General features: G+C 64.6%; 15 protein-coding genes. 6 read left to right on the forward strand and 9 right to left on the reverse strand.

All coding sequences use genetic code 11. The annotated features are described in order from the left end of the window. Positions 1–146: 146 nt before the first annotated feature. Positions 147–5,033 carry an NEL-type E3 ubiquitin ligase domain-containing protein gene (locus ACTYOL_RS13880; protein ID WP_444756440.1) on the reverse strand — a complete coding sequence of 1,629 codons (4,887 nt, stop codon included), beginning with the start codon at positions 5,031–5,033 and terminating at the stop codon, positions 147–149. 109 nt (positions 5,034–5,142) lie between these two features. After that, the gene (locus ACTYOL_RS13885; protein ID WP_444756441.1) at positions 5,143–7,503 is read right to left on the reverse strand and encodes a DNA polymerase II; all 2,361 of its coding nucleotides are present in this window, start codon (positions 7,501–7,503) and stop codon (positions 5,143–5,145) included. Between the two features lie 198 nt (positions 7,504–7,701). On the opposite strand from ACTYOL_RS13885, the gene ACTYOL_RS13890 reads away from it, so the two are divergent. After that, the gene (locus ACTYOL_RS13890) at positions 7,702–9,855 is read left to right on the forward strand and encodes a TonB-dependent siderophore receptor (protein ID WP_444756442.1); all 2,154 of its coding nucleotides are present in this window, start codon (positions 7,702–7,704) and stop codon (positions 9,853–9,855) included. Between the two features lie 27 nt (positions 9,856–9,882). Here ACTYOL_RS13890 and ACTYOL_RS13895 read toward each other — a convergent pair whose 3' ends face one another. Further along, the gene (locus tag ACTYOL_RS13895; protein ID WP_153773738.1) at positions 9,883–10,362 is read right to left on the reverse strand and encodes a VOC family protein; all 480 of its coding nucleotides are present in this window, start codon (positions 10,360–10,362) and stop codon (positions 9,883–9,885) included. A 215-nt stretch (positions 10,363–10,577) separates the two neighbouring features. Here ACTYOL_RS13895 and ACTYOL_RS13900 point away from each other — a divergent pair, with 215 nt between their 5' ends. From ACTYOL_RS13900 to ACTYOL_RS13910, 3 genes are all read left to right on the forward strand, one after another. Further along, the gene (locus ACTYOL_RS13900) at positions 10,578–11,147 is read left to right on the forward strand and encodes a ComF family protein (protein ID WP_444756443.1); all 570 of its coding nucleotides are present in this window, start codon (positions 10,578–10,580) and stop codon (positions 11,145–11,147) included. Further along, positions 11,147–11,821, forward strand: a complete 675-nt coding sequence (locus tag ACTYOL_RS13905) for a hypothetical protein (protein WP_444756444.1) — start codon at positions 11,147–11,149, stop codon at positions 11,819–11,821. The genes ACTYOL_RS13900 and ACTYOL_RS13905 overlap by 1 nt, the downstream gene beginning before the upstream one ends. 144 nt (positions 11,822–11,965) lie before the next feature. Further along, entirely contained in the window at positions 11,966–13,168 is a 1,203-nt protein-coding gene (locus tag ACTYOL_RS13910) for an MFS transporter (protein WP_153773740.1), read from the forward strand. A 4-nt stretch (positions 13,169–13,172) separates the two neighbouring features. Here the strand turns inward: ACTYOL_RS13910 and ACTYOL_RS13915 are convergent, their stop codons facing one another. Together ACTYOL_RS13915 and ACTYOL_RS13920 are read right to left on the reverse strand one after the other, a co-directional pair. Next, entirely contained in the window at positions 13,173–13,796 is a 624-nt protein-coding gene (locus tag ACTYOL_RS13915; protein ID WP_125929994.1) for a LysE family translocator, read from the reverse strand. Between the two features lie 118 nt (positions 13,797–13,914). Further along, positions 13,915–20,262, reverse strand: coding sequence for an amino acid adenylation domain-containing protein (locus tag ACTYOL_RS13920; protein WP_444756445.1), 6,348 nt, complete (start codon positions 20,260–20,262; stop codon positions 13,915–13,917). Positions 20,263–20,677: 415 nt separating this feature from the next. Here ACTYOL_RS13920 and ACTYOL_RS13925 point away from each other — a divergent pair, with 415 nt between their 5' ends. Then, positions 20,678–21,442, forward strand: coding sequence for a helix-turn-helix transcriptional regulator (locus ACTYOL_RS13925; protein ID WP_200602362.1), 765 nt, complete (start codon positions 20,678–20,680; stop codon positions 21,440–21,442). Positions 21,443–21,458: 16 nt separating this feature from the next. Further along, entirely contained in the window at positions 21,459–22,853 is a 1,395-nt protein-coding gene (locus ACTYOL_RS13930) for an efflux transporter outer membrane subunit (protein WP_153773744.1), read from the forward strand. Positions 22,854–22,904: 51 nt separating this feature from the next. Here ACTYOL_RS13930 and ACTYOL_RS13935 read toward each other — a convergent pair whose 3' ends face one another. From ACTYOL_RS13935 to ACTYOL_RS13950, 4 genes are all read right to left on the reverse strand, one after another. Next, the gene (locus ACTYOL_RS13935) at positions 22,905–23,885 is read right to left on the reverse strand and encodes an LLM class flavin-dependent oxidoreductase (protein WP_444756446.1); all 981 of its coding nucleotides are present in this window, start codon (positions 23,883–23,885) and stop codon (positions 22,905–22,907) included. 104 nt (positions 23,886–23,989) lie between these two features. Further along, a complete protein-coding gene (locus tag ACTYOL_RS13940; protein ID WP_054890729.1) occupies positions 23,990–24,901 on the reverse strand; it encodes a LysR family transcriptional regulator in 912 nt (303 codons plus the stop codon). A gap of 28 nt (positions 24,902–24,929) precedes the next feature. Then, complete coding sequence (locus ACTYOL_RS13945) at positions 24,930–25,697, reverse strand: TraX family protein (protein ID WP_269669769.1); 768 nt, start codon at positions 25,695–25,697, stop codon at positions 24,930–24,932. Beyond that, complete coding sequence (locus ACTYOL_RS13950) at positions 25,646–26,731, reverse strand: metal-dependent hydrolase (protein WP_197890782.1); 1,086 nt, start codon at positions 26,729–26,731, stop codon at positions 25,646–25,648. The genes ACTYOL_RS13945 and ACTYOL_RS13950 overlap by 52 nt, the downstream gene beginning before the upstream one ends. Positions 26,732–26,916: the final 185 nt, after the last annotated feature.

The following is a 26,916-nucleotide window of genomic DNA, read 5'->3' on the forward strand; positions in this document are numbered from 1 at the left end:
CGAAACGGAGCCTAAACCACCTGCGGTGGACCATGCGCTGTGCAAAGGTAACTTCCGGTGTCCAGGCCTTCGCTCAGGAGGTACGGAAATGGCCGGCACCCACTGCAGAGCATAGCCCAACAATGAACGCCGGCCCCCTTCGCCGCTCAGCCCATGCCGCTGCCACGGCTTGGTCCAGGCTGCGGCTCGGAAGCACCCGGTTCCAGCTGGGATGGGTTCTGCGCCAGTGCGGCTCGGGTCAGTTCTATGATCCGTGCCTGCACCGCCGCATCGTGCTCGGTCGACAGCAGGTCCATCGTCTGGCGAAAGGTCTGTGAATCCATGCCTGTGCCAAGCGCGCGCATGCGCTCGGCGAATTCGCTATCGACCAAGCGCATCTCAAGGCTGGCACGCTGCTCGCGCAGTTGCCGGTCGATATCGGCCTGCCGCTGCTGATGGTCCTCCAGGGCGTCCCCGCTCAGGCCGTCGGCTTGAAGGCTCAGTTGGCCGGACTGCGCCTGCAGCCGCTGCACCTCGTCACGCAGGGCTTGCAAGGTGTCGTCATAGGATCGAGCGCCTGATGAATCATCGCCAGCCATCTCCTGAACCACCTCGATACGCTCGAAGAACGGCTTCTTGATGGCGTCGAACTCCGCTTGATGGCTGTTCTTGAGATGCTCGGTCCAGAATTCACGCATGAACAACGACTCGACCATGGCCTGCTCGGTTTCCCCCTCGCGCAGCCGCTGGCGGGCGGCTGCCAGACGCTCGGGAGTCAAGCCGGCAGTCTGCTGATAGGCGATGTCTGCCGGTTGTGCAGGCAGATCGAAGTCATCGCGCAGCATGACACGGTAGGCCAGTTCCACCTCGACTTCATCGGGATCACGCCCCGCGACCACACGAGCGGCAATGTCATCGACGGCAATCCGTTCGATTTCATCCAGGCGCCACAGCTGCCGGCCCAGGCGAACCAATGCCGCATCTTGGGCACCCGCCTTGGCGTCGACCAGCGCCTTCCAGACCAGCATGCGCACTTCCAGTCGGCTGAAGTTACCGATGACACTGTCCTGGCAGGTCCTGGGCAACATCGCCTGGGTGAACAGTTCCTCGCGCAACTCGGCATGCTCGCGCATCGCAAGCATCATGCTGGTCACTCGCCGCCCGAGATCCGCGCCATGGTTGCGAAAATCCAGTGTCTCCAGCAGGCGGCGCAACAAGTCCATGAAGTCGGCGCTGCCCGGCGCCTCGGCCAGCCCATTCCAGTACTCGTCGAACTGTGCGGTGGCGCCTGATTCGATCACCCGTTGCCAGGTATTGCGGGCACTGTCGAACGCAGCAGCACCCTCCTCCGCTTGATCACTGACATTTTCGGCTTCCAGCTCCTCTTCAATTATCAGTTGATGACGAATCATGAAGCTGCGCAGTCGCTGGGTCGACGTGGCGCTCAGCGGGTTCTCGCTCAACAGCACCGCGCGGGCGTACCACCTGGGGGCACTGAAGAAGTGATCGGGAAGTTCGACAATTGCGTTGTGACGCAGGTCAGCGACCACCAAAGAGCCTCGACTCAGCAAGCCCTCGGGCAACTCGCTGATTCCGGTATGCGCCAACTGCAGGGAGTTCAGATGCGGCATGCCCGCCACGGAAAAACTACGCCCCAATGGGTTGTACGACAAATCCAGCAGCCTCAGGTGCGTCAGCTGCAGCAGCGTGGTCGCCTGGCGATCGTCCAGCATGATCTGATTGCCGGTCAGGTCCAGCTCACGCAGTCGCGACAGGTGACGTAACCGGGGCGGCAGGCGGGTAAGCCTGTTGTTGGGTAACTCGAGGACTTCCAGGCGACTGAACGCCCGCATGAATGTGCTGGAAATCTCGGTCAGGCCAATGCCGCGCAACGACAATGACACCACCTGATCGAAGCGAACCTGTTGCGAAAGCTCCGGGAGCGACTGCAGCGACACGGTCCACAGGTTCAGGCGTTGGCCGATCACGCGCCCGTTCTGGTCGTACACCCTGGGCAGCGTGCGCCGCCAGGCCGCAAGCAAGGCGTCACGCATGTAGACTCTTTCGCCACGGGCGCTCAGGCTCATGGGCTGATTGGTCCACAATTGCAGGTCCGTCTCCAGCACTGCCAACTCATCCTCAAGCCGACTCAGCTCGGTGTGAAAGTTCCCGCCGCTGTTGCCAAGCGTCACCAGCCAGGCTCGTACATCGTTGTCGCTCAGGTTCGGGTAGAGGTTACGCACCCTGGCGAACAACGGCCGGTCTCGCCCCCGTCCTCCTCCGCGACCGCTCAACGGGTAACCGACCCGGCCATCCGCCAGACGTTGCGGCGCGCGGAACCAGCCTGCGGAGGCCCGCCTGCCGAGCATCGTCTGGACGTCCGCCCGACGGGCCGCGGTCGCGCGCGCCAGGGTCACACGCAGGTTGTGGGCCAGGGGCTCGCCCAATCCCAGGGCCTCCCGCTGAGGGCCATCCATCGCACTGCTCAGGACCTCGAACAACTCCCCTTCCCCGAGCACCGCCTCGGTTGCCCCATCGAGCAGTAGGAAGTCCCCATCGGTGTGAACCAGTGTCAGAGTGCGAACGGCCTGTGTGCGGTCTATCGACAGCAGCACCGGGCCGTTCGCAGAGCCCTCGCACAAGCGCCAGGCCACGTTGCGCGAAGCACCCGGCAGGGTGTCGAGCACCTGCAGCGCAACACGGGCAAGGTCGGCATTCTGGCTAGCGTCCAGATACAACCCTTCGAACACTCGGGCCACTCTGATACGCCACACCGCAGCGCCCGCCTTTGAAGCAAGGTCCACCGCAACCCGGCCGTCATCCAGCAAGCGCTGGCGATCCACAACACTGGCTTCGCGCATCAGTTGCGCAGCCGCTCGACCGTGCAATGAAGCGAACTGCCGACACAGACGCTGGACGCCTGCGTCCCCCGGTGGCTGCTCCAACGCATACAGCTGCTCGAAAAGACGCCTTCGTTCGGACCAGATCAACTCCGCCAATGCCTGGTCCGAAGCACCAGCGGCGCCGGGCAGTAACCGCGCCTGATCAAGCACGGCCTCTTCGGTGGGCATGACCCCGCCGCGCAATTGCCTGACCACTCGACGGATGCGCAGGTCCAGCCGATACCGAACGACACTGTCCTGCCATTCGCCATGGGCCACGCGCCCCTCGACATGTACCGCTCGCAGATGCTGAGCCTGTATGTCGTGGGCGAGCAGGATCTCATCGATCTGGTCGTCATCCAGCTCGGCAAAGTCATGGCCCAGGCGCCGGAAAGAGCGCCAAGGGTCATCCCACTCCAGCGGTTGCTCCCACCACAGCCGCCAGCTACCCGCGCCATTGTGTCTGAGCACCGGCGCATGCTTGTCGTCACCCTGCAGGCGCCAGCGCTGATCGCTGCCCTGCGCAACGCGATAGTGCTGGCCATCCATTTCAACCCAGCAGCCTTCACCTGCCCGGTATACACCCAGGTCGTCACGCACGGCCCCCGCAGGCGGCGCACTGCGAAAGGGTGTGAGGTCTTCTTTCCACAGCCGCGTGCTGCCGTCCTCCAGCCGCACCGGCAATAGGCTATCGACGAGTGCCGAACGGCTCCAGGCCGCTCGCGCCAGCTGCGCACCTGCCGCCGTAGCCGCAATCATGGCGACATCGCCGGCGACGTTGAGCAGGTGATCGAGTGCCTCGCTGCTGTCCCCCTCGTGCCAGGCCTCGACACCGTGGTAGACCTCACCCAGCAGTTGCCATGCGCTCACCGCGAGCAACACCGCGCCCAGGGCCGGCACGAAAAGCCCCGCTATGCTGAGCAAAGCCCAGCCCTCTGCGGACAAGCGCTGATCATGCTCACGCCGGACCTGTTCATCCACAGCAGCCGAGGGCACGGCGATCATCGCCGCATCGGCCTTGACCTGCGCGATGCGCGCACGACCCAGCGCAATGAACAGCGAGCCCTCCAAGGTACTGGCGGTGGCCTGGTCGCTGATCTCCCAAGGATGCATGTGCTCTTCCAACGCAATGTTCGCCAGGTCCGACACACCCTGGTAGCCCGAAGCCACAGCAGAAAAGAACGACTGCGCATCGCGGCGCAACACGAAGCGGCTGAAGAAACGCTGATACCCGGGCAGCCGCAAGCGCTTGCCCAGGTCATTGGCAAAGTAGCGCAGGTTGGGAAACGCGCTCCATGGGGTCGCGGGATCGCCCGGAATATGGACCAGCACCCGGTGGCTGGAGCTGTACAGGGGGCTGAGGGTCTCATCGCGCACATCCAGCACCACGATCTGCTCCAGGGTGCACGCCAACAGGCTCAGACGCTTGCACTGTACCGGTCGTCCTTCGAAGGTCAACGGGGCTTTCTGCGCGCAGAGATTCTGCACCAGCACGTATTCGTCCTCGCTCAGGACGCCTTTGAGCCGAGCGACACAGGCATCGGCCAGCATGCCGTAGCGATGGGCACGGCCGAACACCGAGTCGGCGCCAGCCTCCGAATCGCTGTACAGCTCCAGCACCGTGTGCAAATGGCGCTGGTATTGACCGCCCAGGTCCAGTGACCGGCACAGCGCAGCGAAATGACGCGCACTGGGGAGCCGGGCAGAGCCATTGCCAGGATCGCCTAGCCGGGTACCGGGTAACTGCCCGCCGTCCTCGGTTTCCTCCTCGCGGAAGTTGCCCAGCGCCGCCTCAAGTAGGGGTATTTGGGTGTACACCGGCACCGTCACCGGGTAGCCGATGGGTATCGAGGTGTGCACCGGCTCGCGGTGCCCACGTCGAAACTGCAGTATGCGGACATCGAAAGGCTCGTCGACATGGGGCTTGAGGGCCTCGGCCAGACGAGTCTGGGCAAAGCTGTCCAGGGGTTCCAACTGCCCCATGATGGCTTGAGCCCGCGTCTGGAAGTACACGCTGAGCTGCATCGCCTCGTGCAACTGCTTGACCTGTTCCGGGGAGGCCTGACGCAGCCAGTCCGGCAAACGCTCCCCAATCACGGCGTCCTGATGCAAGGCCGGAAAATCGGGGACGGTCATGGCGTCTTCTTCGCGCTGTTCGCGGGGGGTCGGCATGGCATCGCGCTCCTTGAAAAAAGAAGCGCAGGCTAGGTGGCAGGGTCCCCGCTCGGGCAGTAGATAGATGCCACCCCGACGGCGGCCCACCGAGCGTGCGGCGGGGCCCTCAGAAGAGCAGGAGCTGGCGATCGGTCAGGCTGGCGAAATCATCCCCAACGAACGGCAGGATCGCATCCGCCACCGGCTGCAACTGCCGGCTCAGGTAGTGCTCGTGATCGACTGGCGACTGCAGGTTCTCCAGAGGCTCAGGGCCTGCCGTGGTGATGAGGTAGCTGATCCAGCCTCCCCGCTGGTATTGCAGCGGGCGACCCAGGCGCAGGTTGTATTCATCGGCAAGGCGCGCGGCGCGCACATGGGGAGGCACGTTGCGCTGGTAGTCCTGCAAGGGACGACGCAGCCGCTTGCGATACACCAGCAGTTCATCCTGTTCGCCCAACAGCGTGCGTCGTACATAATCGCGCACATAGTCGCGGTAGGGTTGGCCCCGAAAGATCCGGCCATACAGCTCCTGCTGGAACTGCCGGGCCAGCGGCGACCAGTCGGTGCGTACCGACTCCAGCCCTTTGTACACCACCTCGTCCTGGCCGTCCGCGCGCTGTACCAACCCGGCATAGCGCTTCTTGCTGCCCTCCTCGGTGCCGCGGATGGTCGGCATCAGGAAGCGCCGGTAGTGGGTTTCGAACTGCAGCTCCAGCGCACTGTGCAGCCCCAGCTCTTGATCCAAATGCTCGCGCCACCACTGGTTGACCTCAGCCACCAGTGCACGCCCGATACGCGCCGCCTGCTCCTCGTCGTGCGCCCCCTTGAGCCAGACGAAGGTGGAGTCGGTGTCGCCATAGATCACGTCATAACCACGTGCTTCGATCAGCGCCCGGGTCTGGCGCATGATCTGATGCCCGCGCAGGGTGATCGAAGATGCCAGGCGCGGGTCGAAGAACCGACAACCGCTGGAGCCAAGCACGCCGTAGAAGGCATTCATGATGATCTTCAGGGCCTGGGACAACGGGGCGTTACCCGCTTTCTTCGCCGCTTCGCGATTCTGCCAGACCCGCTCGACGATGGCTGGCAAGGCGTGGCGGGTACGCGAGAAGCGGGCGCCACGAAAGCCCTCGACCGAGCTTGTCTGATCGGGCTCGCGCAAGCCTTCCACCAGCCCCACCGGGTCGATCAGGAAGGTACGGATGATCGACGGGTACAGGCTCTTGTAGTCCAGCACCAGCACCGATTCGTACAAGCCTGGCCGCGAGTCCATGACGAACCCGCCTGGGCTGGCCTCGCCCTCGCGGCTGCCCAGGCTCGGCGCGACGAAGCCCAACCGGTGCATGGCCGGGATGTAAAGGTGACAGAACGCCGCCACCGAGCCGCCGCTGCGGTCCACCGGCAGGCCAGTCACCGTGGCACGTTCAAGAAGGAAGTCGAGCAGCCGGGTGTGCTCGAAGACGCGGGTGACCAGCTCGCAATCCTTGAGGTTGTAGCGCGCCAGGGCCGGCTTGTCCTCGGCGAACATCCGGTTGATCTCATCCATGCGCTGGTAGGGAGTGTCGATGGCCTTGCCTTCGCCCAGCAGGGTCTGGGCGACGTTTTCCAGGCTGAACGAGGGGAAGCTCCAGGTCGCCGAGCGCAGGGCTTCGATGCCGTCGATCAATAGCCGCCCCGGCGCATCGGCGAAGAAATGCGTGCGGCTGCCATGCTCGCGCAGGGTCATCGGCGCACCATCGCGGCCCAGGCACAGAGGCACCTGCAACTGCCGAGCGTGATCGTGAAGGATACGCAGGTCGAACTGCACCAGGTTCCAGCCGATGATCGCATCCGGGTCGTGACGCTCCAACCAGCGGTTGAGGCACTCGAGCAACTGGCCACGGTCGGCGCAGTAGTGCAGGTCGAAATCCTCCACCCGCATTGGGCCGTTGGGAGGTCCGAGCATGTAGACCTGGCGCTGGCCGCATCCCTCCAGCGCGATGCTGTACAGCTCGCCCCGTTCGCTGGTCTCGATATCCAGAGACACCAGGCGCAGGCTCGGGCGGTAGTCCGGATGAGGCTTGAGCTGGGCATCCACGACCGTTCCCTGGGCATCGACACGACCACCGAACAAGACCGGCGCGGTAATGAAGCGCTCCATCAGATAGCGCTCCGGCGGTCGGATGTCGGCTTCCAGCACCTCGATGCCGGCCGTGCGCAAGCGTTTGTCCAAGGCCATCAGTTGGCGGTGTTGGCGGCAGTAAAGGCCCATCACCGGCCGCTGCTGAAAGTCGCGCAGTTCAAGGGGGCGCAGCTCTGCGCCCGGCTCATCGCCGAGCAACAGTTGTGCATGTGCGGCCTGCTGCGCGGGCACGAACGCCACCGAAACCTGCGCGCCCAGGCGTACACGCCGGGGGCCCTGGTCGGTGGCCAGCCAGAACTCCACACACGTGCCGTCGGGGGTGTCATGCCAATGGCGGGTCAGGACAAAACCCTGCTGCAGCTCCACATGGACCTCACACACTTGATCAAGCGCGAATTCTACCCGCTTTGCGCAAGCCCCGGGACGTCTGGCGATTCTGCAACACGCGGGCAGATGTGAAAAATTTGTCGATTTTTTGGCATACCACGCTTTCGAGGCGCGACAAATCCTGACAAACTTATTGCCAATCATTCTCATAAGCACTAGCAACAAGGATATCCAGGCATGACCCCTGCTGCTCCGCCTCGTCGTTTCGCGCTCAACCTGCTGGCCCTGGCCGTCTGTCTCAGCGCCCTGCCCCATGCCATGGCTGACGACCAGCAACCACCCGCGACGCTGGAACTGGGCGCCACCGAGATCAGCGACAACCGGCTGGGCAGCACCACCGAAGGCAGCACGTCCTACACCACCGGCGCCATGAACACCGCGACCAAGCTGCCGTTGACCATGCGCGAGACCCCGCAGGCGGTCACCGTGATCACCCGTCAGCGCATGGACGACCAGAACATGACCAGCATCAACGACGTGGCCCGCTACACCCCGGGGCTGTTCCTCAACCAGTCCAGCGGCCCCGGCCGCCAGAGCTACACCGCCCGAGGCTTCGACGTCGACAACCTGATGTACGACGGCATCCCAAGCGCGTATACCGGTTGGGTGGTTGGCGCCCAACCCAACCTGGCGATGTTCGACCGCGTCGAAGTGGTTCGCGGCTCCACCGGCCTGGTCACAGGCGCCGGTACACCATCAGCGGCCATCAACCTGGTGCGCAAGCGCCCACTGGCCGAACAGAAAGTCACCGTCACCGGCGCGGCCGGTAGCTGGGACAACTACCGCGGCGAGCTCGACGCCTCCAGCCCGCTCAACGACAGCGGCACCCTGCGCGGCCGGATAGTGACCTCCTACCGCGACGCCAACGGATTCCGTGATGGTCAGGAAGAAAACCATGGGCTGTTCTATGCCATCAGCGAAGCCGACCTGAGCGACGACACCACCTTGACCCTGGGCTTTTCGCACCAGAAGGACAAGACCAATTTCTTCTGGGGGGCCATCCCGACCGACCTCAGCGGCCATCACCTGGATGTGTCGCGTTCGTACAACCCCGGCACCGACTGGGAAGACAAGGACCAGGAGATCAACACCCTCTTCGCCGAAGTGCGCCACCACCTGGCCAATGACTGGAAGCTGCAGGTCAACGCCAACTACAGCGAGCAGAACGCGCTGTTCCGCGGCTCTTACCTGTCGCGCTGGAACACCGCCAAGACCCTGAGCAGGACGGTCTACCAGTCCGCGCACGACGAGAACCAACTGGGTCTCGACGCCTTCGCCAGCGGCCCCTTCGAGCTGCTGGGCCGCAGCCATGAATTGGTGCTGGGTGCCAGCAAGCGCATCTACGACATGAATGAGCGCGAATACAGCCCCTATGACACCGACTATCCGCTCGATAGCGGCAAGCCGAACTTCCTGCACACTGGCAACAGTCGCTACCTGATCAACCAGGAAGGCGTCTACGCCACCACCCGCCTGAGCCTGGCAGACCCACTCAAGCTGATTCTCGGCGGACGCCTTGACTGGTACGACTACGACCAGCGCGACAACAACGACGGCGACTACAAGGTGACCCGCAACGTCACTCGCTACGGCGGCCTGATCTATGACCTGGACGAGCATCATTCGGTGTATGTGAGCTACACCGACATCTTCACTCCGCAGAGCGGCAAGGATGTCTCCGGCAAGCCGATCATCCCGATCGTCGGCAAGAACTATGAAGTCGGCATCAAGGGCGAATATTTCGACGGTGCCCTGAACGCCAGCCTTGCGGTGTTCCGTATCGACCAGGAAAACCGCCAGGTCCAGATCGGCGCGGCCAACTGCCCGCAGATGACCTGCTATGAAGCCTCGGGCGAAGTACGCAGCCAAGGTATCGATTTCGAACTGCAGGGTGCACTGACCGACCATTGGCAGATCGGCACCGGCTACACCTACGCCCGCGTGCACACCATCAAGGACGAGAAGAACCCGGCGAGCGTCAACAAGCCGCTCAAGTCCGACACGCCCGAACACCAGTTCAAGCTGTTCACCACCTACCGCTTCCAGGGCCCGCTGGAAAAACTGCGAGTGGGCGGCGGCATCACCTGGCAGAGCCGCATGTACAACGACATCCCGGTCGATGGCGGCAACTACCGGTTGGTCCAGGGTAGCTACGCAGTCACCGACCTGTTGGCCGGCTACCAGGTCAACCAGCATCTGGACCTGCAGCTCAACGCCAACAACATCTTCGACAGGAAGTACTACTCGTCCATTTCGAAGTCGGTGGACTACGGCGGCGACACCTTCGGCGATCCACGCAACCTGATGCTGACGGCCAAGTACAGCTTCTGACCCTCGCGGGCTGGCGGGCCAGGCCTGTCAGCCCTTGATCGCGCGCTCGATCGTGGCGATGTCGATCTTGTCCATCTTCATCATCGCCTCGAACGCCCGCTTGGCTGCCGCGCGGTCGCTACCGCCGACCGCGTCGGTCAGCACCCGCGGGCTGATCTGCCACGACAGCCCCCATTTATCCTTGCACCAGCCGCACACGCTGGCCTGGCCACCGTTATCGATGATCGCGTGCCAGTAGCGATCGGTCTCGGCCTGGTCGTCAGTGGCCACCTGGAACGAAAACGCCTCGGAATGCTTGAACGCGCCCCCACCATTGAGGCCCAGGCACGGGATGCCCATCACGATGAACTCCACCGTAAGCACATCACCCTCTTTGCCCGAGGGGTAGTCGCCCGGCGCCTTGTGCACGGCCACCACACGGCTGTCGGGGAAAGTGTCGGCGTAGAACTGCGCCGCCGCCTCGGCATCGCTGTCGAACCAGAGGCAGATGGTGTTCTTGCTGGGCATGGCAGGCTCCCGGATCGGTGGATGATCCTGAGCAGTCTAGCCGGGCCCGTCACAGGTAACTGACGAGGGCGACACACGGACAGCTCGGAATTTTCCTACGCAAGAAACGGAAAGCGAGAAGTCGAAATTGGGACTTCCCCGTCGCAACATTGCCACCGCGGCTGATTGATAGCCGTTCGAACATCTCTGGCATATCAACGACAAGGAAGCCCCACATGGACATTCGCGAACTGCCGGGCAACGACGCCTGGGATTACGGTATCAGCCTCGACAAACATGTCCTCTACAGCGTGCCGGTCGGCGAAAACGCCCAAGGCTACATGCAGTTCGACACCACCCGCACCGCCATCGGCGAGGCTGTATTCCAGCTCAAGTACCGCGACGACTACGACCTGGTGGACTTCCTCGCAGAATCTGTCGTCCAGGCGATACAGAATGTCCCGGTGGATGTCGTGCTGCCCATGCCCGCCAGCCGCCAGCGTACTCGCCAGCCCGTGCACGCGGTGGCAGAACGGGTAGCCCAGTTGCTGGAGCTCGAGTACTGCGACCAGACACTGATCAAGCACAGCAGCACCGTCGCAATGAAAGACCTGGCGACCTATGAAGAGCGCTGCGCCGCGCTGCAAGGTTGCTTTGTCACCCACGACAAACTCCACCCGTGCAATATCCTGCTGCTCGACGATCTGTTCGACACTGGCGCCTCGCTGGAAGCCGCCTGTACCGCCCTGCGCGGATACACTAGCATCCGCTCAATTGCAGTCGTCACCCTTACACGGAGGCATTGATGCCGAAGGTTTTCATCTCCGGCTCGATCACGCTCAAGCGTCTCGACTCCCAGGTCGAGGCGCGGCTCGACAATATCGTTGCCAGCGGCCATGAAGTGCTGGTCGGTGACGCCGCAGGCGTGGACCAATGCGTGCAGCAGTATTTCGCCAATCGCCAGTACACCGCCGTCACGGTGTACTGCACCGGTGACACGCCTCGCCACAACCTTGGTGCATGGCCACTCGTGGCTGTCCGCCCACCCGCCAATGCCAGGGGCCGCGCGTTCTACACCGCCAAGGACCTGGAAATGGCCGAAGCAGCCGATTTCGGCCTGATGATCTGGGACGGCAAAAGCCCCGGCACCTTGAGCAATGTCTTCGAACTGCTGGACAGAGCCCGGAAGTCGGTGGTTTACCGTCAGGCCGCGGGATTGTTCTGCAACGTCCATTGTCTGGACGATCTGCAGGCGCTCATCGCCCAGATGGACGAGCCGGCTCGCCTGGAGGCCGACAAGAAGGTCGGCTTGTCCAGGCGGATCGAACGGCTGTCGAGGAAAGTCGAAGATCCGGTAACCATTCGTCAGCAGATCGATGAACACCTCACGGCCATCGCCCGTCACCAACGCCGGGTGGCCGAGTTGCAAGCCAAGCTGGACGCGATATCTACATCCACCGGCGCCGACCTGTTCTCCTGAAGGCAACCGGCCGGGCGCCGGTTGCCTGTGGAACGGTTTGAACATTCAGCCAGCACACGACTCAATACGGGATTGACGCCCTTTTCGGACATCCGTACGATTTATTCGTACATCCGTACGAAATTATTCCAGCGAGTCTGTACCATGCCCGCCACTCACCGCCTGGCCCGCTACGCCTTGTATCTGCTGTTTCTGCTTCCTGGCCTGACCCTCGCCAGTTGGGTCACCCGCACCCCAGCCCTGCGCGACGGCCTGTCGGCCTCCACCGAACAGATGGGGATGATCCTGTTTGGATTTTCAGCCGGAGCGATGTGCGGGATTCTCAGCGCCGGACGCCTCATCACCCGCTTCGGTGCGCACCGAATGATGCGCATCGGCCTGCTCGGCCTGTCCGCCGGCATGCTGGTGCTCGCCGGCAGCAGCGAGTTGGCCAGTGCCTGGTGCGCCTTTGCCGGGCTGTTCATCTACGGCATCGGCATGGGCTGGGCGGACATCGCAGTGAACATCGAAGGTGCCGCCGTGGAGCGGGAAATCGATGCGCCGATCATGACCACCCTGCACGGATTCTTCAGCCTCGGTACCCTGGTGGGCGCGCTGGCCGGCATGGGGATGACTGCGCTGCAGGTCCCCCTGGACCTGCACCTGGTCGTCGCGGCACTGCTTTCGGCCGGCGTGACCCTGGCCCTCGCCCCCCACGCTCCTCGGGCCAGTGAACGAGCAACGAGCCAACCGACAACGCAGGCAGCAGAGTTTGCCTGGGGCGCCCTGCTCAGCGACCGGCGCCTGTTGCTGATCGGCTTCGTGGTGCTGGCGATGGCGCTTGCCGAGGGTGCGGCCAATGACTGGCTGCCGCTGCTAATGATCGACGGCCACGGATTCGCAGAAACCACCGGCACGCTGATCTACCTGGTGTTCACCATGGGGATGACCCTGGGTCGATTCGCTGGAGCGCCGGTGGTGCGCCGCTTTGGCCGGGCGCTCACCTTGCGTGCCAGCGCACTGCTGGGTGCAGGCAGCCTGGCGCTGGTGGTGTTCTGCGAGGTGCCATGGATCGCCGCAGCCGCCGTGATGCTCTGGGGCATTGGCGCATCGCTGGGTTTCCCCCTGGCGATCTCGGCAGCCGGGGAAAGCGGTGCACACAGCGATCAGCGGGTAAGGCTGGCGGCAACGGCGGGGTACCTGGCGTTTCTGGTCGGCCCGCCCTTGCTGGGTTTCATCGGCGAGCATCATGGCTTGCGCCTGGCGATGCTGCCGGTCCTGACATTGGTGGCCCTGGCGTTCGTCGTGGCGTCGGCGCTACGCGAGCAAGCCCCGTTGCCTGCCGATACCTGCGAAAAGGCCAGCTGAGGGGTTATCGCCGTGCAGCCAGCAAGCCAAGCCCTGCACACCCCAGCAACGAGGCGCTGATCCGATTGAACAGCCGCCGTGGCCGCGGCTGGTTGAACCAGCGCTGCAGGTAGGCACCCAGCGCCGCATAGATCGCGATCGCCGCCCATTCCAGCAACAGGAACCACAACCCCAGCCAAAGGAACTGCTCGCCCACGGGAGTGGGACTGCCGATCGACACGAACTGCGGCAGGAAGGCTGTGAATATGAGAATCGCCTTCGGGTTGCCCGCCGCCACCCAGAACTCCTGCCGTGCCAGGCGCCAGATACCGCGCGACTGCCTGCCAGCATGGGGTGCCTCTGCCACGGGCGCCCGCCACAACTGCCAGGCGATATAGAACAGGTAGGCCGCGCCCACGAGCTTGATGCTCAAGAACAGGTATTCGCTGGTATGCAGCACCACCGCCAGCCCCATCGCCGCCAAGGCGATCATGCCGCTGAAGGCGAGGATACGCCCGCTTCCTGCCAGGCAGGCAGTGCGCAAGCCGTGGCGGCTGGCGTTGTGCAACGACAGCAGGTTATTGGGCCCCGGCGCCATGTTCAGGGCGAAACAGGCGGGGATGAACAGCAACAGGCTCGACAGGTCCATCGTTTTTCTCCATGCGGACCCCGGTAGCCTTGCGCCCTGGCGCCATGCGGTCAAGCACAGTGGCGTGGTCATTCGCCGGCACAGTGAGTCCGGGGCTGCGACGCAGCCCCTGCCCGCCTCAGATCCTGCGTCGTGCCTTCAGCCCCGGGATGGTAGTGGCTGCGATCTCGACCTGCGGCTTTTCCCACCCGGTACTGGCCGCCAGGCCTGCCAGCGTCGGCTGGCGGAACAAGGTGCGTGCGTCGGCTTGCAACCCCGCCTGGCGCATGCGCGCCACCAGATTCACCGCCAGCAGTGAATGCCCGCCCAGTTCGAAGAAGTTGTCGTCGCGCCCAACCTGCTCGACTTTCAGCACTTCGCTCCAGATCTGCGCCAGGGTCTGCTCCAGCGCGTTGCGTGGCGCCGCGTAGGCGCGGCTGATCACCGACTCCGCGCCCGGCTCGGGCAGTGCCTTGCGGTCGATCTTGCCGTTGGGGCTAAGCGGCATGTCGGCCAGGGCGACGAAGGCCGAGGGCACCATGTACTCCGGCAGTCGCGCCAACAGATGGCTACGCAACGTATCCAGCGCCGGAGCGGGTTGCCCCTCTCGGCAGGTGAAATAGGCGACCAGGCGCTCGTCGCGCACCAGGACCACGCTCTGGCCCAGCGCAGGATGCCCACCCAGCAGTGCCTCGATTTCACCGAGCTCGACGCGCAGACCGCGCAGCTTGACCTGGAAGTCGTTGCGCCCGAGGAACTCCAGCTCGCCATCCTCGCGGTAGCGCACCAGGTCCCCGGTGCGATACAGCCGATCGCCCTCGACGAACGGGCTGTCGATGAAGCGCTCGGCCTGCAGCACCGGCAACCCAAGGTAGCCGCGTGCCACGCCGACGCCGCCGATGTGTAACTCTCCTGCCACGCCCATCGGCACCGGCCGGGCATGGGCATCGAGCACGTAGAGCCGGGTATTGGCGATCGCCCGGCCGATCGGCGGTGGCGTGTGCGGCAGCGGCTGATCGGGTTCGAGCGTCCAGGCCGTGCTGTCGACCGTAGCCTCGGTCGGCCCATAGACATTGTGCAAGCGCACCTGCGGCAGGCGCCGGCGCACGCTGGCAGCCAGCGCCAGGGTCAACTCACCCCCGCCACAGAAGATGTCGATCAGGCTCGTACAGCGTTCGACGCCCGGCTGCTCGAGAAACTGGTGCAACAACGCCGGGACGAACTTGATCGTGGTCACCTGGTGAGTCTGGACCAGTTGCACCAGATAAGCCGGATCGCGATGGCCGTCTGGGCGGGCCAGCACCAGGCGCAAGCCTGCACACAACGGCCAGAACAACTCCCAGACCGAACCGTCGAAGCTGAACGGCGCACGCTGCAACAGCGCATCACCCGGACGCGGCGGGCAGATGCTCGAGCCCCAATGCATGAGGTTGCCCAGCCCGCGGTGCTCGATCATCACACCCTTGGGCATACCGGTCGAGCCGGAGGTGTACATCACGTAGGCAAGGTTCGAAGGCGTCAACGCCGGCACCTCAGGGGCCTCGGCAGGCTGCGCTTGCCAGCCTCCCTGGTCGAGATCCACCAGCGGCACCGACGCCGGATCGAACAGACCACGTGTGGCCCCATGGACCAGTACTGCCAACGGTGCACTGTCCTCGACCATGTAGCGCAGGCGTTCATCCGGGTAACCAGGATCCAACGGCACGTAGGCACCGCCGGCCTTGAGCACGCCCAGCAGCCCGACCAGCAGCGACAGGCCGCGCTCGATGCAGACGCCGACACGTGTGTCAGGCTGTACGCCAAGGGCCACCAGGTGATGGGCCAGACGGTTGGCCTGCTCGTCGAGTTCACGGTAGCTCAGCGCCGCCTCGTCGGTCTGCAGCGCCACCGCATCCGGCGTGCGCAGCACCTGGGCCTGGAACAGCGCCGGCAGGGTCTGGCGCATCAACTCGTGGGGCTCCTGGGTGGCATTGAGTTCGTGCAGCAGCCGTTGCAGCTCGTTCTCAGGCACACTGCACAACTGCTCGATCGGTGCCGAACCGCCCTGTTCCAGCGCCTCGACCAGCCCCTCGAGGGTACGCTCGAGGTAGGCCAGCACACGCGCTGCACCCAACGCTCGCGGCGCGCGAACGTTCAGGTGCAAGGCCTCGTCCTGATCATCCACCGACAGCACCAGCGCATGGCTGTGTACTTCGCTGGCTTCCAGCAAGCGGGCACCTGGCAATGTCGATTGCCCTGCCACCAGCCCATGGCGGAAATTGATCAAGCTGTTGAACAGCGGCACACCCGCTGGCAGCCCGCTGCAACGCTGAGCCAGCAGCAAGGGTGCATCTTCGTGGCCCAACAGCGCGGCAAGCCCGGCATGGGTGTCGGCCAGTGCCTGCGCCACGCTGCGGCCCGCCAGGCTCACCCGCAGGGGCAAGCTGTTGATGAACATGCCCAACGCCCGATCGGCCCCCTCGCCCGCCATCATCCGCCCCAGCAACACGCTGCCGAACACCACGTCGTCACGACCGCCCAATGCCCCCAGCACCTGCGCCCAAGCCAGGTGGAACAGGCTGGCCAGGCCGACATCCTGCTGCCGGGCCAGGCGGCGCAAGGCCTCGGTGAGCACGAGCGGAACCTCATGCGCAAGGCTCTCCAGCGCGCCCACCTGCACCTGATCCTCGACCATGCCCGGCAACGTCGGCGGTGCCTCGACACCTGCCAGCAATGCCCGCAGGAACGCCTCGTGCCCTTGCTGCCGCGCCTCGGCGCCGCTGAGCGCGACATAGTTGCGATAAGGCACAGGCGCCGGCAGCGTATGACCCTCATCGCTCATCAGGGCCCGCAGCTCACCGAGCAACACCTGCACCGACACGGCATCGTTGACCAGATGGTGGAAACGCAACAGCCCCAACCAACGACCGTGCTCACGGTCTTCGGCACCCGCCAGCGCCATCATCGGCGCACGACGCAGGTCCAGCGGGCGTTGCGCCGCAGAGTAATGCGCAGCCAACGCCTGCGCCGTATCGTCCGGCCCGGCCCGCAATACCTCCACGGGCAATTGCGCCTGACGCCAGACCACCTGCTGCGGTTGTTCGAGCCCTTCCCAGGCCAGGCTGGTGCGCAGGATGTCGTGACGCTCGACGACCTGTTGCAACGCGTGGGCGAATGCCTCGAATGCCGTCTGGTCGGTAAAGGCGAACAGCGCCTGTTGCTGATAAGGATCATGGCTGTCGCGCAGGTGGTGATAAAGGAGCCCCTGCTGCAAAGGCGCCAAAGGGTAGATTTCCTGCACATTGCCCGCACCACCCGGTATCCCCGCGACGATCGCGTCGATCTCGCCCTGGGTCAGCGACACCAGGCTGAGCAGCTCCGGCGTGATGTGGCTGCAATCAGCAGGCACACGGTTGTCTTCCACCTGAGCGAGGGAACGCTGGCTGGCCGCGGCCAGACTCGCGAGGGTCGGCTGGCCGAACAGCACCTGCACGTCAGCCTGCAGGCCTTGCTGGCGCATGCGCTCGACCAGTTGCACTGCCAGCAACGAATGGCCGCCCAACTCGAAGAAGTGATCGTGACGACCAATGCGCTGTACTCCCAGCAACTCGCTCCAGAGTGCCGCCAGGCGAACCTCCACGTCGCCGCGGGGTGCTTCATGGGCGCGGCGTACCGACGCGGTTTCATCCAGCGCCGGCAAGGCGCGGCGGTCGAGCTTGCCATTGGCGGTCAGCGGCCAGTGGTCGATGCGCTGGTAGCCGACCGGCAGCAGGGCCGCAGGCAGAAGGCCGCGCAGGTGCTCATGCAGGTCGCCGGGGGTGACCGCATCTCCGATGAACCAGGCCTGCAGTTGGCCATCGCGCAGCAGTACCACTGCTTCACGCACCTGTCCGTGGCTGGCCAGCGCAGCCTCGATTTCGCCGAGTTCTACACGCACACCGCGGATCTTCACCTGATCGTCGTTGCGCCCCAGGTATTCAAGGGTGCCGTCGGCAAGCCAGCGCACCCGGTCGCCGGTGCGGTACATCCGTGCGCCGGCTTCGTCACTGAACGGGTCGTCCAGGAAACGCTCGGCAGTCATCTGCGGGCGATTCAGGTAGCCGCGAGCGACCCCCAGGCCTGCTACGTAGAGCTCACCCGGTACGCCGACCGGCAATGGCTTGAGCTGCGCATCGAGCACATACAACCGTGTATTGGCCACAGGCGTGCCGATATGCAGCGCGCCACCCGCCATCACCCGCCCGGAGCTGGCGACCACCGTGGCTTCGGTAGGGCCGTAGTTGTTGATGACCGCATAGGCCCGCTCACGCGACAGGCTGCGCAGCCGGTCGCCCCCCACCAGCAGGGTGCGCAGGGTCGGATGATCATGCTGGGTGAAAGCATGTTCGGCCACCGGGGTTGGCAGGAAACTGACCTGCAGTGGCTGGGCCCGCCACCAGCGCAGCAGCTTGTCGATATCCTCGCCACCTTCGCTGGTAGGCGCCAGGTGCAGCGTCGCACCCGCGCACAAGGCTGGCCAGACCTCCCAAGCCATGGCATCGAAACCAAAACCAGCGAGGCTCGACGTGTGTCCGCCAACGCCCAGGTCAAAAGCCTCGCAATGCCAGTCGACCAGGTTGGCCAGCATGCGGTGTTCGACCATCACCCCCTTGGGTTGGCCGGTGGAGCCTGAGGTGTAGATCACATAGACCAGGCTCTCGGCCACAAGCCCCGCCACGCGAGGATTGTCCAAGGTGGCCGCGGCTGCCGGGCAGGCGTCGAGCTCGATCAACGGCAGTGCATGGCGTGGCAGACGCGCCAGCAGATCCTGCTGTGTCAGCAGTGCCACTGGTGCGCTGTCTTCGAGCAGGTAGGCGATGCGCTCACGCGGATGTGCTGGGTCGATCGGTACGTAGGCCGCACCCGCCTTGAGCACCGCCAGCAGGCCCACGAGGGTATCCAGGCCACGGCGGGCAACCACCGCAACGCGCTGCTCGGGCCTCACACCTCGCTCGATCAGACGCAGGGCCAGTGCATTCGCGCGCTGATTCAGCTCGCCGTAACTCAGGCTGCGCTCTTCGTGCACGGCGGCAATGGCCTCGGGCATCAGCGCCGCGTGTGCCTCGATTCGGCGATGCACGAGCGGCTCGCCAACTGCACGCCCCGTCGCGTTCCATACCTGCATCTGCCGATGCTCGGCAGGTGTCGGCAGATCGAAATCGGCAACCGCCAACGCGGGTGTCGCCAAGCCTTGATCCAGCACGTGCAGCAGCCGCTGTGCCAACGCCTCGGCCTCGTCGCTCGCCAGCCAGGCGCGGTGATGCACCAGGTGCAACCAGGCCTTGTCGTTATGGCGGTTGCTGCGCAGGTGGATGGCCAAGGGCGTGGATTCGTGGCTGTTGGAGACCTTCACCGTGTGGGCGCTGGCCGCGCCGTAACGGTAGTCGTGATCGTCCTGCTCGTAGGAGACCGACACCTCGAACAGTTGCCCGCGCTCTTCGCGCAACAGGCCCAGTGCTCGGTTCAGCTCGCTCACGGCCAGCCGCTGATGGCGAAAATCGCGGCGCAGGGTGTCGCGTATCGCGACCACCAGTTCGGCGAAAACCAGTGCCGGAGAGAACGCCAAGGGCACCGCGCTGACCTGCACGAAGGTCCCCAGCGTAGCCTTGAAACGTGCGCCGCCACGATTGAGCAGCGGCAGGCCCACCACCCAATCCTCGCGTTGTGCGCTGCGAGAGAACAGCACATGCAGTGCAGCCAGCAGTACATGGAACGCCGAGGCCTGGTGAACTTCGGCCAGGCGTTTCATGCGCTCGTGCAACCCATCGGGGAACGCCTGAACCCAGGTGCGCGAAGGTGCTTCATCGGTGGCTCGACGGTAATGGTGACGCGCTGCCAGCAGCGGCTCCGGCACGCTGGCGAAGCGCTTGAGCCAGTATGCGCGATCGCGGGCCTGGCGAATCGAGCCCTGGTACTGGCGGTCTTCGTCGATGAAGTCGGCATAACCGGCCTGGGCCCGTGGCGCCTCGCCGCCTTCGAGCAGCGCGGTGTAATGCTCGCCCAGTGCCTTGAGCATCTGGCCGAAGCCCCAGCCGTCGAGAATCAGGTGATGGGCCTGGGTTGCCAGCCAGTGGTGCTCCGGCCCCAGGCGAATCAGGGCAAAACGCAGCAGTGCCGTGCCGTCGAAGCGATAACCCTGGCCCATTTGCGCCTGAATCAATGCCGTGGCCGCCGCTGCCGGGTCAGCTTCAGCCGACAGGTCCAGCAGGGGCAATGCCAAGGTGGCATGCTCGGCGAAGCGCTGCACAGGGAGGCCGTCGGCCCCGGCACCTGGCAACAGCTCGGTGCGTAACACCGGGTTGGCCGCCACCAGTTGCTGCAACGCTTGGCGCAGGGTGTCCGGCCGCAGGTCGCCCGTGAGTTCGACATAGCCGCCGATGGTATAGAGCGGAGAATCGCCGTTGCTCAACTGGTCGAGCCAGATGTCCCGTTGAGCGCTGGTCAGGGGGTAGGTATCGGCGGCAGGCATGGGCTGGGAGGGTCCTTCTCCGTTGATCGTCCGCGGATTCAAGCATCGCTTCCCTACCCTGTATGGCCCCGGAAACCCGGACAGTCGCCCGCGCATCCTCGGTCGCTGATTTTTCTGTAGGAAATCAGCTACATATCAACCCCTTCGATAGCCTACCCGCAGGGCCAACCGTGGCAAACGTGATGGCAACAGCGGCTTTATGACGTCAATTTGTCGACTACTGCCGAAACATTTGCATTTAGTCTGTCCGAATCATCCCCCCACTTTGTCCGATTCGATGCCATTTTCTGTCCCCGGTTTCCACTACAGACGCAGGCGCCAGGCCCAGGCTTGAATAGCGCCACCCTCGACCGGCCAGGGCGTAAGACCATTCGCCACCCGCCTGCGCAGTACCCGATTCAAGGATGAACAGGACATGAAGCTGACCCGCAGCCTCGAACATCACCACGACGCGCGCCTCTACCTGCAACTGGGAGAGCTGATCGCCAGCACCGGCGAGGATCATTTTGCCGAGCGCATGCTCCAGTTGGTCGACAGCCTAGTGCCAGTGCACCGGCTCGACCTGAGCGAGTGGACCCTGGATGCCCGACAGACCGGCGTCACTCGGGTCAAGGTGCTGGGCGGCGCGGGGCTTGCCCAGGAGTTTCCTCCGCCTGATCAGCCCAATCACCCACTGTTGCAGAACATCCTGCAGATGAAGGATCCCCTGCTCATTCAGGTCAAGGCGCCTCATGCCACCGGCAACCCGCAATCCAGTGCTCACCAGTGCAACCTGGTGTCGTGCAATGGCGACCGCCGTTGGGTCATCTGCTTCCATCGCCTGCCCAGCCAGATGGCCTTTTCCCTCGGCGAACTGTCGCTGCTCAAACGCCTCTCCGACACCTTGCTGCCTCTGCTTGAACACCATGCGCAGCACCAGGTGCACGTGCAGGGTGAAGGTTCGGCGACGCCCGACACCTTGCGCCACGGCTTCGACGAGCGCCTGGCCCAGGAAGCCGTGCAACTGTCGAGCCGTGAGCAGGAAGTCTGCCTGGGGCTGCTCACCGGTGGCACCGTACCGGAAATGGCCCAACGCCTGAACGTGAAGAACAGTTCGGTGGAAACCTACCTCAAACGCGCCACCGCCAAGCTTGGCGTCAGTGGCCGCCACGGCCTGGCCAGATGGATGGCCGGTGCCTGACTCCAGAGAACCCGCGATGCCCAGATACCCTGCTGCCGTGTTGGCGGTGTTGCTGACCGGCTGCACCCTGGCCCCCGACTATCAACGCCCCGCCCTGCCTGTCGCACCTCGATTCCCAGGGGAAGCCAGCCAGGATGCCATGGCTCCCAGCCGCCAGCACGACGACTGGCACCAGGTGTTCCAGGATCCGTTGCTGCGCCAACTGATCGACAACGCACTGCTCAACAACCGCGATCTGCGCGTAGCAGCGCTCAACGTCGAAGCCTATCGTGCGCAGTTTCGTATCCAGCGCTCGGAGTTGCTGCCCAAGGTCTCCGCCGACGCCAAGGGCCAGCGCCAGTACCTGCCGCGGCGCATGACCGGGACCGGCGACGGAGCCATCACCCAGACCTACGCCGCCACGCTCGGGGTGAGCGCCTATGAGCTTGACCTGTTCGGCCGCCTGCGCAGCCTGAGTGACAAGGCCTTGCTGACCTATCTCGCCAGCGAACAGGCCCGGCGCAGTGTGCAATTGGGGTTGGTGGCCAGCGTGGCGAGCAGCTACATGACCTGGCGAGCTGACCTGGAGCTGCTCGAACTGTCACGCCAGACCCTGATCGCCGACCAGGAAAGCCTGCGCCTGACCCAGGGTCAGCGTCGCGCCGGCACTGCGTCGGCATTGCAGCAGATCCAGGCGCAGACCAGCGTCGACACCGCTCGTGCCGCAGTAGCCCGCTACCAGCGCCAGGTTGCCCAGGATATCAACCAGCTGACCCTGCTGGTCGGCGCGCCCCTCGATGAGCGTACGCCCAATCTGCCGCTGGCCTCGCAGCAGATCGTCGGCTTGCCGCCCGGCCTGCCCTCGGCACTGCTGCAACGTCGCCCGGACATCCTGGAAGCCGAATACCAGCTGCGTGCAGCCAATGCCGACATCGGTGCCGCACGGGCAGCGTTCTTTCCCAGCATCAGCCTGACCGCCAACGCAGGCTCCAGCAGTCGCGAATTGTCCGGGCTGTTCGACGGCGGCAGCGGTACCTGGTTGTTCCAGCCGCAGATCAACCTGCCGCTGTTCACCGCCGGCAGCCTGAGGGCCAGCCTGGACTATGCGCGCCTGCAAAAGGAAATCGAGGTGGCTCGCTACGAGAAATCGATTCAGGGGGCGTTCCAGGAGGTGTCTGACGGCCTGGCGGCGCGCGCCACTTATCAGCGGCAACTGGTGGCCCAGCGCGACCTGGTGGCCTCCACCCAGCGCTACTACGACCTGGCACGCAATCGCTACCGCATTGGCGTGGACAGCAGCCTGACCTTTCTCGACGCCCAGCGCTCACTGTTCAGTGCCCAGCAGGGCTTGATCAACGACCGGCTGGCGCAATTGCTGGCAGAGGTGAACCTCTATGCCGCGTTAGGGGGAGGCTGGACAGACGCGCACTGAAGCCAGGCCGTGGCCCGCGGCCGCGCCTTGGCGCCTGCCGCTCAGGTCGAGTCAGGCCAGATCGGCAAGGGCCTGGGCCGCATATGCGTGGGAGCGCAAGCGCGCCAAGGGGTCATGGATCCGGCAATCGATCATCAACTCATCGGCGCCAGTCTGTTCGATCAGTGTGCGCAACCCATCCCTCACCCGCTGCGGCCCACCGGCCACGGTACAGGCCATCACCTGTTCCAGCACCGCCCGTTCATGGCCCGGCAAGCCCTCGACATAACCTTCCTGCGGCAGGGGCAGCAGGCCGTGACGTCCGACATGCAGATCGAGCATCCATTTGCGGTGCGAGCTGGCCAGATAATCGGCTTCGGCATCGCTGGCTGCTGCGAACAGATTCATGCCCACCATGACGTAGGGCTTGGCCAGTTGCGCCGAGGGTTGGAAGTTCGCGCGGTAATGGGCGATGGCCTGCAGCAGGTAGCGCGGGGCGAAATGGGAGGCAAAGGCGTAAGGCAAGCCGAGCCGTGCCGCAAGGTCGGCGCCGAACAGGCTGGAACCCAATATCCACACCGGCACCTCGTGCTTGCCCGGCACCCCGCGCACCGATCGCTGGCCGTTGTCGGCCAGGTAGTCGCGCAACTCGGCGATGTCCTGGGCAAAGTCACGCTCGGGCGCGACGCCGCGCAAAGCACGGACGGTCGGGCCGGAGCTGCCGGGGGCACGCCCCAACCCCAGGTCGATGCGCCCCGGGTGCAGGGCATCGAGCGTGCCAAACTGCTCGGCGACCACCAGCGGAGCATGATTGGGCAGCATGATGCCACCGGCACCCACGCGAATAAGCCGCGTGGCATTGGCGATCTCGTTGATTACCAGCGCTGTGGCGGCAGAGCCGATGCCGGGCATGTCATGGTGTTCGGCGATCCAGTATCGAGCGTAGCCGTGCTGCTCGACGTGGCGTGCCAGTTGACGGGATTCCTCGATCGCATCGGCCAGGGTCTTGCCCTCGCCAATCATGACCAGGTCCAGGACAGACAACGCAGTCATGGCGTCTCCATAAGTCGTGACGGATATGACTGCACAGTGTCCAGGGCCACGCCTGGGCGATAAACCGCAAAACGGGCCCTACACACGGTCCCTGCATTCCCCAATCAGCGTTCCCAGGGCACTCCATGCTCCCAGCGGGCGACCAGCAGGTCGATGAAACCTCGCACCCGTGGCGACAAATGGCGCTTGCTGGGGTAGACGATACGAATCGGGTCCGCTGGCGGCCGGTAATCCGCAAGTACCTCGACCAGCGTTCCAGCGCGCAAGTCGTCGCCGGTGATGTAGGTGGGCAGGTGAATCAGCCCGAACCCGGCGCGGGCGCCATCGAGCATGGCCTCGGAGCTGTCGATGTTCAAGCGCCCGGGCTCTTCGCACAGGTGCAGCCCTTCATTGGTGTGGAAGCGCCAGGGGCTGGCCTTCTCGCCCGCCAGAAAAGCGATCTTGTCGTGCCCATACAGGTCTGCCGGTACCTGGGGCACCCCATGACGCTGCAAGTACTCGGGTGCAGCGCAGGTGACGAACTGCTGCCACGCCACGGTGCGTGTCAGCAGTTGCGAGTCCTCCTTGGGCGCACCGATGCGCACGGCAACGTCCACCCCCTCCTCCACCAAATCGACGAAACGGTCGGTGAAGCGGATATCGGCGCGCAGTTCCGGCCATTGCTTGAGGTAGACATCCAGGATCGGCAGCACATGACGCTGGCCGAACGACAGCGGCGCAGTCAGGCGCAGGGTGCCGGTCGGTCGTCCACGGCGCTGGGCCATCGTGGTCTCGACTTCGTCCAGGTCTTCGAGGATCTGCCGCCAACGCTCGAACGCGACCTGGCCTTCATCGGTCAGGCTCAGTTTGCGCGTGGTACGGTTGAGCAGGCGCACGGCCATGCGCGATTCGAGGCGCGCGATGCTCTTGCCCACCGCCGAGCGGGTCAGGCCCAGGCTCGCGGCGGCTGCGGTGAAGCTGCCGACCTTCACGGCACTGACGAAGGCGGCGATGTCGCCGAAGCGGTTGGGTTCCATGAAGCTGTTCCTGGATATCCGAGGCTGCCTAGGATGGGGGCAGATCGAGGTATTGCAAGGCCTTGATCGCCATCAGGTGCAAAGGATAGAACCCGTAGGCCCAGCGTCCCACAGGCACGATTGAGGCGCCCTGGTACGCCAGCATGCGCAAACCCAATGGCAGCGCCATTGCCGCGGTGGCCAGCACCAGCAGGGAAAAGGGCTGCCAGGGATGCGCCCATAACCAACTGTTGGTCAGGTTTGCGCCCATTGCCAGCAGACAGGGCACCAGCCAGCCGGGCCGACCTCGCGACCACAGCATCAGGCAGGCCGCCGGCAGCAATACCCCCGGCAAGCCATACATCAGTCGATCACTGAAAACCAGCGCCAGCCCGGCACTACCGAGGCCGACAATGCGCGCAGCAGGCTGTGGATGCTTCACCCCCCAGGCGACCAGCAGGCCAAGGGTCAGGGTGGGCATGACATTGAGCGTGTGCGAGCCATTGTCCAACCAACGGTACGGGCCCTCGGCAAGTACCGAGAAGGCCAACATCCAGCTCAGGTAGCGCGCGTTGGCTGCCGTGTACAGCGCGCCTGGCTGGGCGCGTGAGACATGACAGGCGATCACCAGGCAGAACAGTGGAAACGCCAGGCGCCCGACCACGAACAACCCGTCGGCACTGGGCCACAGGTAGCGCAAATGATCGGCGACCATGCTCAGGATCGCCGTCCACTTGACCAGGTCGAGCCCGGCCGAGCGGCCGTTCAGGGCGCCACCCCGGATTGCGGCGAGGGATTCAGGTAGCGTGTGGTCCAAGCCGCCAGGGGCAGCGGAGGTTGCTGTTGGAGGATGCGACGCCAGATCAGCCCCAGGTCATGGCCGTTGAACATCGCGGCACCGTCACTCCAGTTGGCTGGGGTATCGACCACCCACTGACCCTGGCTGTCGCGATGAGCCATGCGGAAACGGAAGGTGTAGTTACCGGGAATGCCCATGCGCAGGTCGGTCACCACCAGCACATCGCCGACCACGTCATAACGCAGCCAATCATCGGTGAACCAGCGCAGCCGCTCGTGCAGCGCGACGCCCTCGAGCACCTTGGCGGCGTCCAGGTTCAGCGACAGGCGCTGCATCTCGGGTGGTTCGCGGTCGAAAACGCTGCTCACGCCCTCGTAGTAATGACCATCCGCCGTCTTGGCCAGCACCCGCCAGACCAGGCTGTTGAAGGCCATGGGCACTGCCCGCACATGATCGACAACAACGCCCTGGCGGCCCAGGGCCTCATGGAAACGCTGCTCGACCGCCATGCGCCCGGCCAGCCCGAACCCCAGATACGCCGTACTGAACAGCAGAGCCGCTGCCATCAGGGGTATCGCCCGACCACTCAGCCCCCGCCACGCGGCGTAGATCACAGCGACCAGCAGCGGCACGGTGTAGATCGGGTCGATGATGAACACTGCCGCCCAGCTTTCGGGAGTGAACGGCAGCGGCCAGAACAATTGCGTGCCATAGACCGTGAAGGCGTCCAACAGGGGATGGGTGACCAGCACCAGCCAGAACGCCACGAACAGTCGGGGCCAACGGTAGCCTCTGTCGGGCCGGCGCCTCTGCCCTACCCAGGCCACCAGCCACGCCAGCAGCAGCGCCAGGCCGGTAAGGACGAAGATCGAATGGGAAAAACCGCGGTGATAGGTCATCTGCGAAACAGGGTCCGCATACCGGATCACCACATCGAGATCGGGCAAGGTGGCCAGCGCGGCACCGTACAACAGCGAACGGCGGCCCTGGATGCGGCCGAGCACGGTACCTTGCAGGGCGGCGCCAAGTACGGCTTGGGTAATCGAGTCCAAGGTAAGTCTTCCATCGACAGGGTCAGGGAAACCTACCCCTCGGCGCCCGCTGCGGCAAGCGTGCAGATCCCCTCGAGGGCGCTGGGGAAACAGCTTGCAAACATGTGTCAGCACCGCTCGGGAAAAATTGCCTGCAGCGAGGCCATGGCTTCTGTTAAAAACGACGATTTCCAGCACGCCTGATG

This window comes from Pseudomonas sp. A014 (genome assembly GCF_052378495.1).
Taxonomy (GTDB): domain Bacteria; phylum Pseudomonadota; class Gammaproteobacteria; order Pseudomonadales; family Pseudomonadaceae; genus Aquipseudomonas; species Aquipseudomonas machongensis.

What these genes read in the sequence shown, in the direction of transcription:
- ACTYOL_RS13880 (WP_444756440.1), bottom strand. Translation starts at nt 5,033, where the DNA reads ATGCCGACCCCCCGCGAACAGCGCGAAGAAGACGCCATGACCGTCCCC.
- ACTYOL_RS13890 (WP_444756442.1), top strand. Translation starts at nt 7,702, where the DNA reads ATGACCCCTGCTGCTCCGCCTCGTCGTTTCGCGCTCAACCTGCTGGCC.
- ACTYOL_RS13895 (WP_153773738.1), bottom strand. Translation starts at nt 10,362, where the DNA reads ATGCCCAGCAAGAACACCATCTGCCTCTGGTTCGACAGCGATGCCGAG.
- ACTYOL_RS13900 (WP_444756443.1), top strand. Translation starts at nt 10,578, where the DNA reads ATGGACATTCGCGAACTGCCGGGCAACGACGCCTGGGATTACGGTATC.
- ACTYOL_RS13905 (WP_444756444.1), top strand. Translation starts at nt 11,147, where the DNA reads ATGCCGAAGGTTTTCATCTCCGGCTCGATCACGCTCAAGCGTCTCGAC.
- ACTYOL_RS13910 (WP_153773740.1), top strand. Translation starts at nt 11,966, where the DNA reads ATGCCCGCCACTCACCGCCTGGCCCGCTACGCCTTGTATCTGCTGTTT.
- ACTYOL_RS13915 (WP_125929994.1), bottom strand. Translation starts at nt 13,796, where the DNA reads ATGGACCTGTCGAGCCTGTTGCTGTTCATCCCCGCCTGTTTCGCCCTG.
- ACTYOL_RS13920 (WP_444756445.1), bottom strand. Translation starts at nt 20,262, where the DNA reads ATGCCTGCCGCCGATACCTACCCCCTGACCAGCGCTCAACGGGACATC.
- ACTYOL_RS13925 (WP_200602362.1), top strand. Translation starts at nt 20,678, where the DNA reads ATGAAGCTGACCCGCAGCCTCGAACATCACCACGACGCGCGCCTCTAC.
- ACTYOL_RS13930 (WP_153773744.1), top strand. Translation starts at nt 21,459, where the DNA reads ATGCCCAGATACCCTGCTGCCGTGTTGGCGGTGTTGCTGACCGGCTGC.
- ACTYOL_RS13935 (WP_444756446.1), bottom strand. Translation starts at nt 23,885, where the DNA reads ATGACTGCGTTGTCTGTCCTGGACCTGGTCATGATTGGCGAGGGCAAG.
- ACTYOL_RS13940 (WP_054890729.1), bottom strand. Translation starts at nt 24,901, where the DNA reads ATGGAACCCAACCGCTTCGGCGACATCGCCGCCTTCGTCAGTGCCGTG.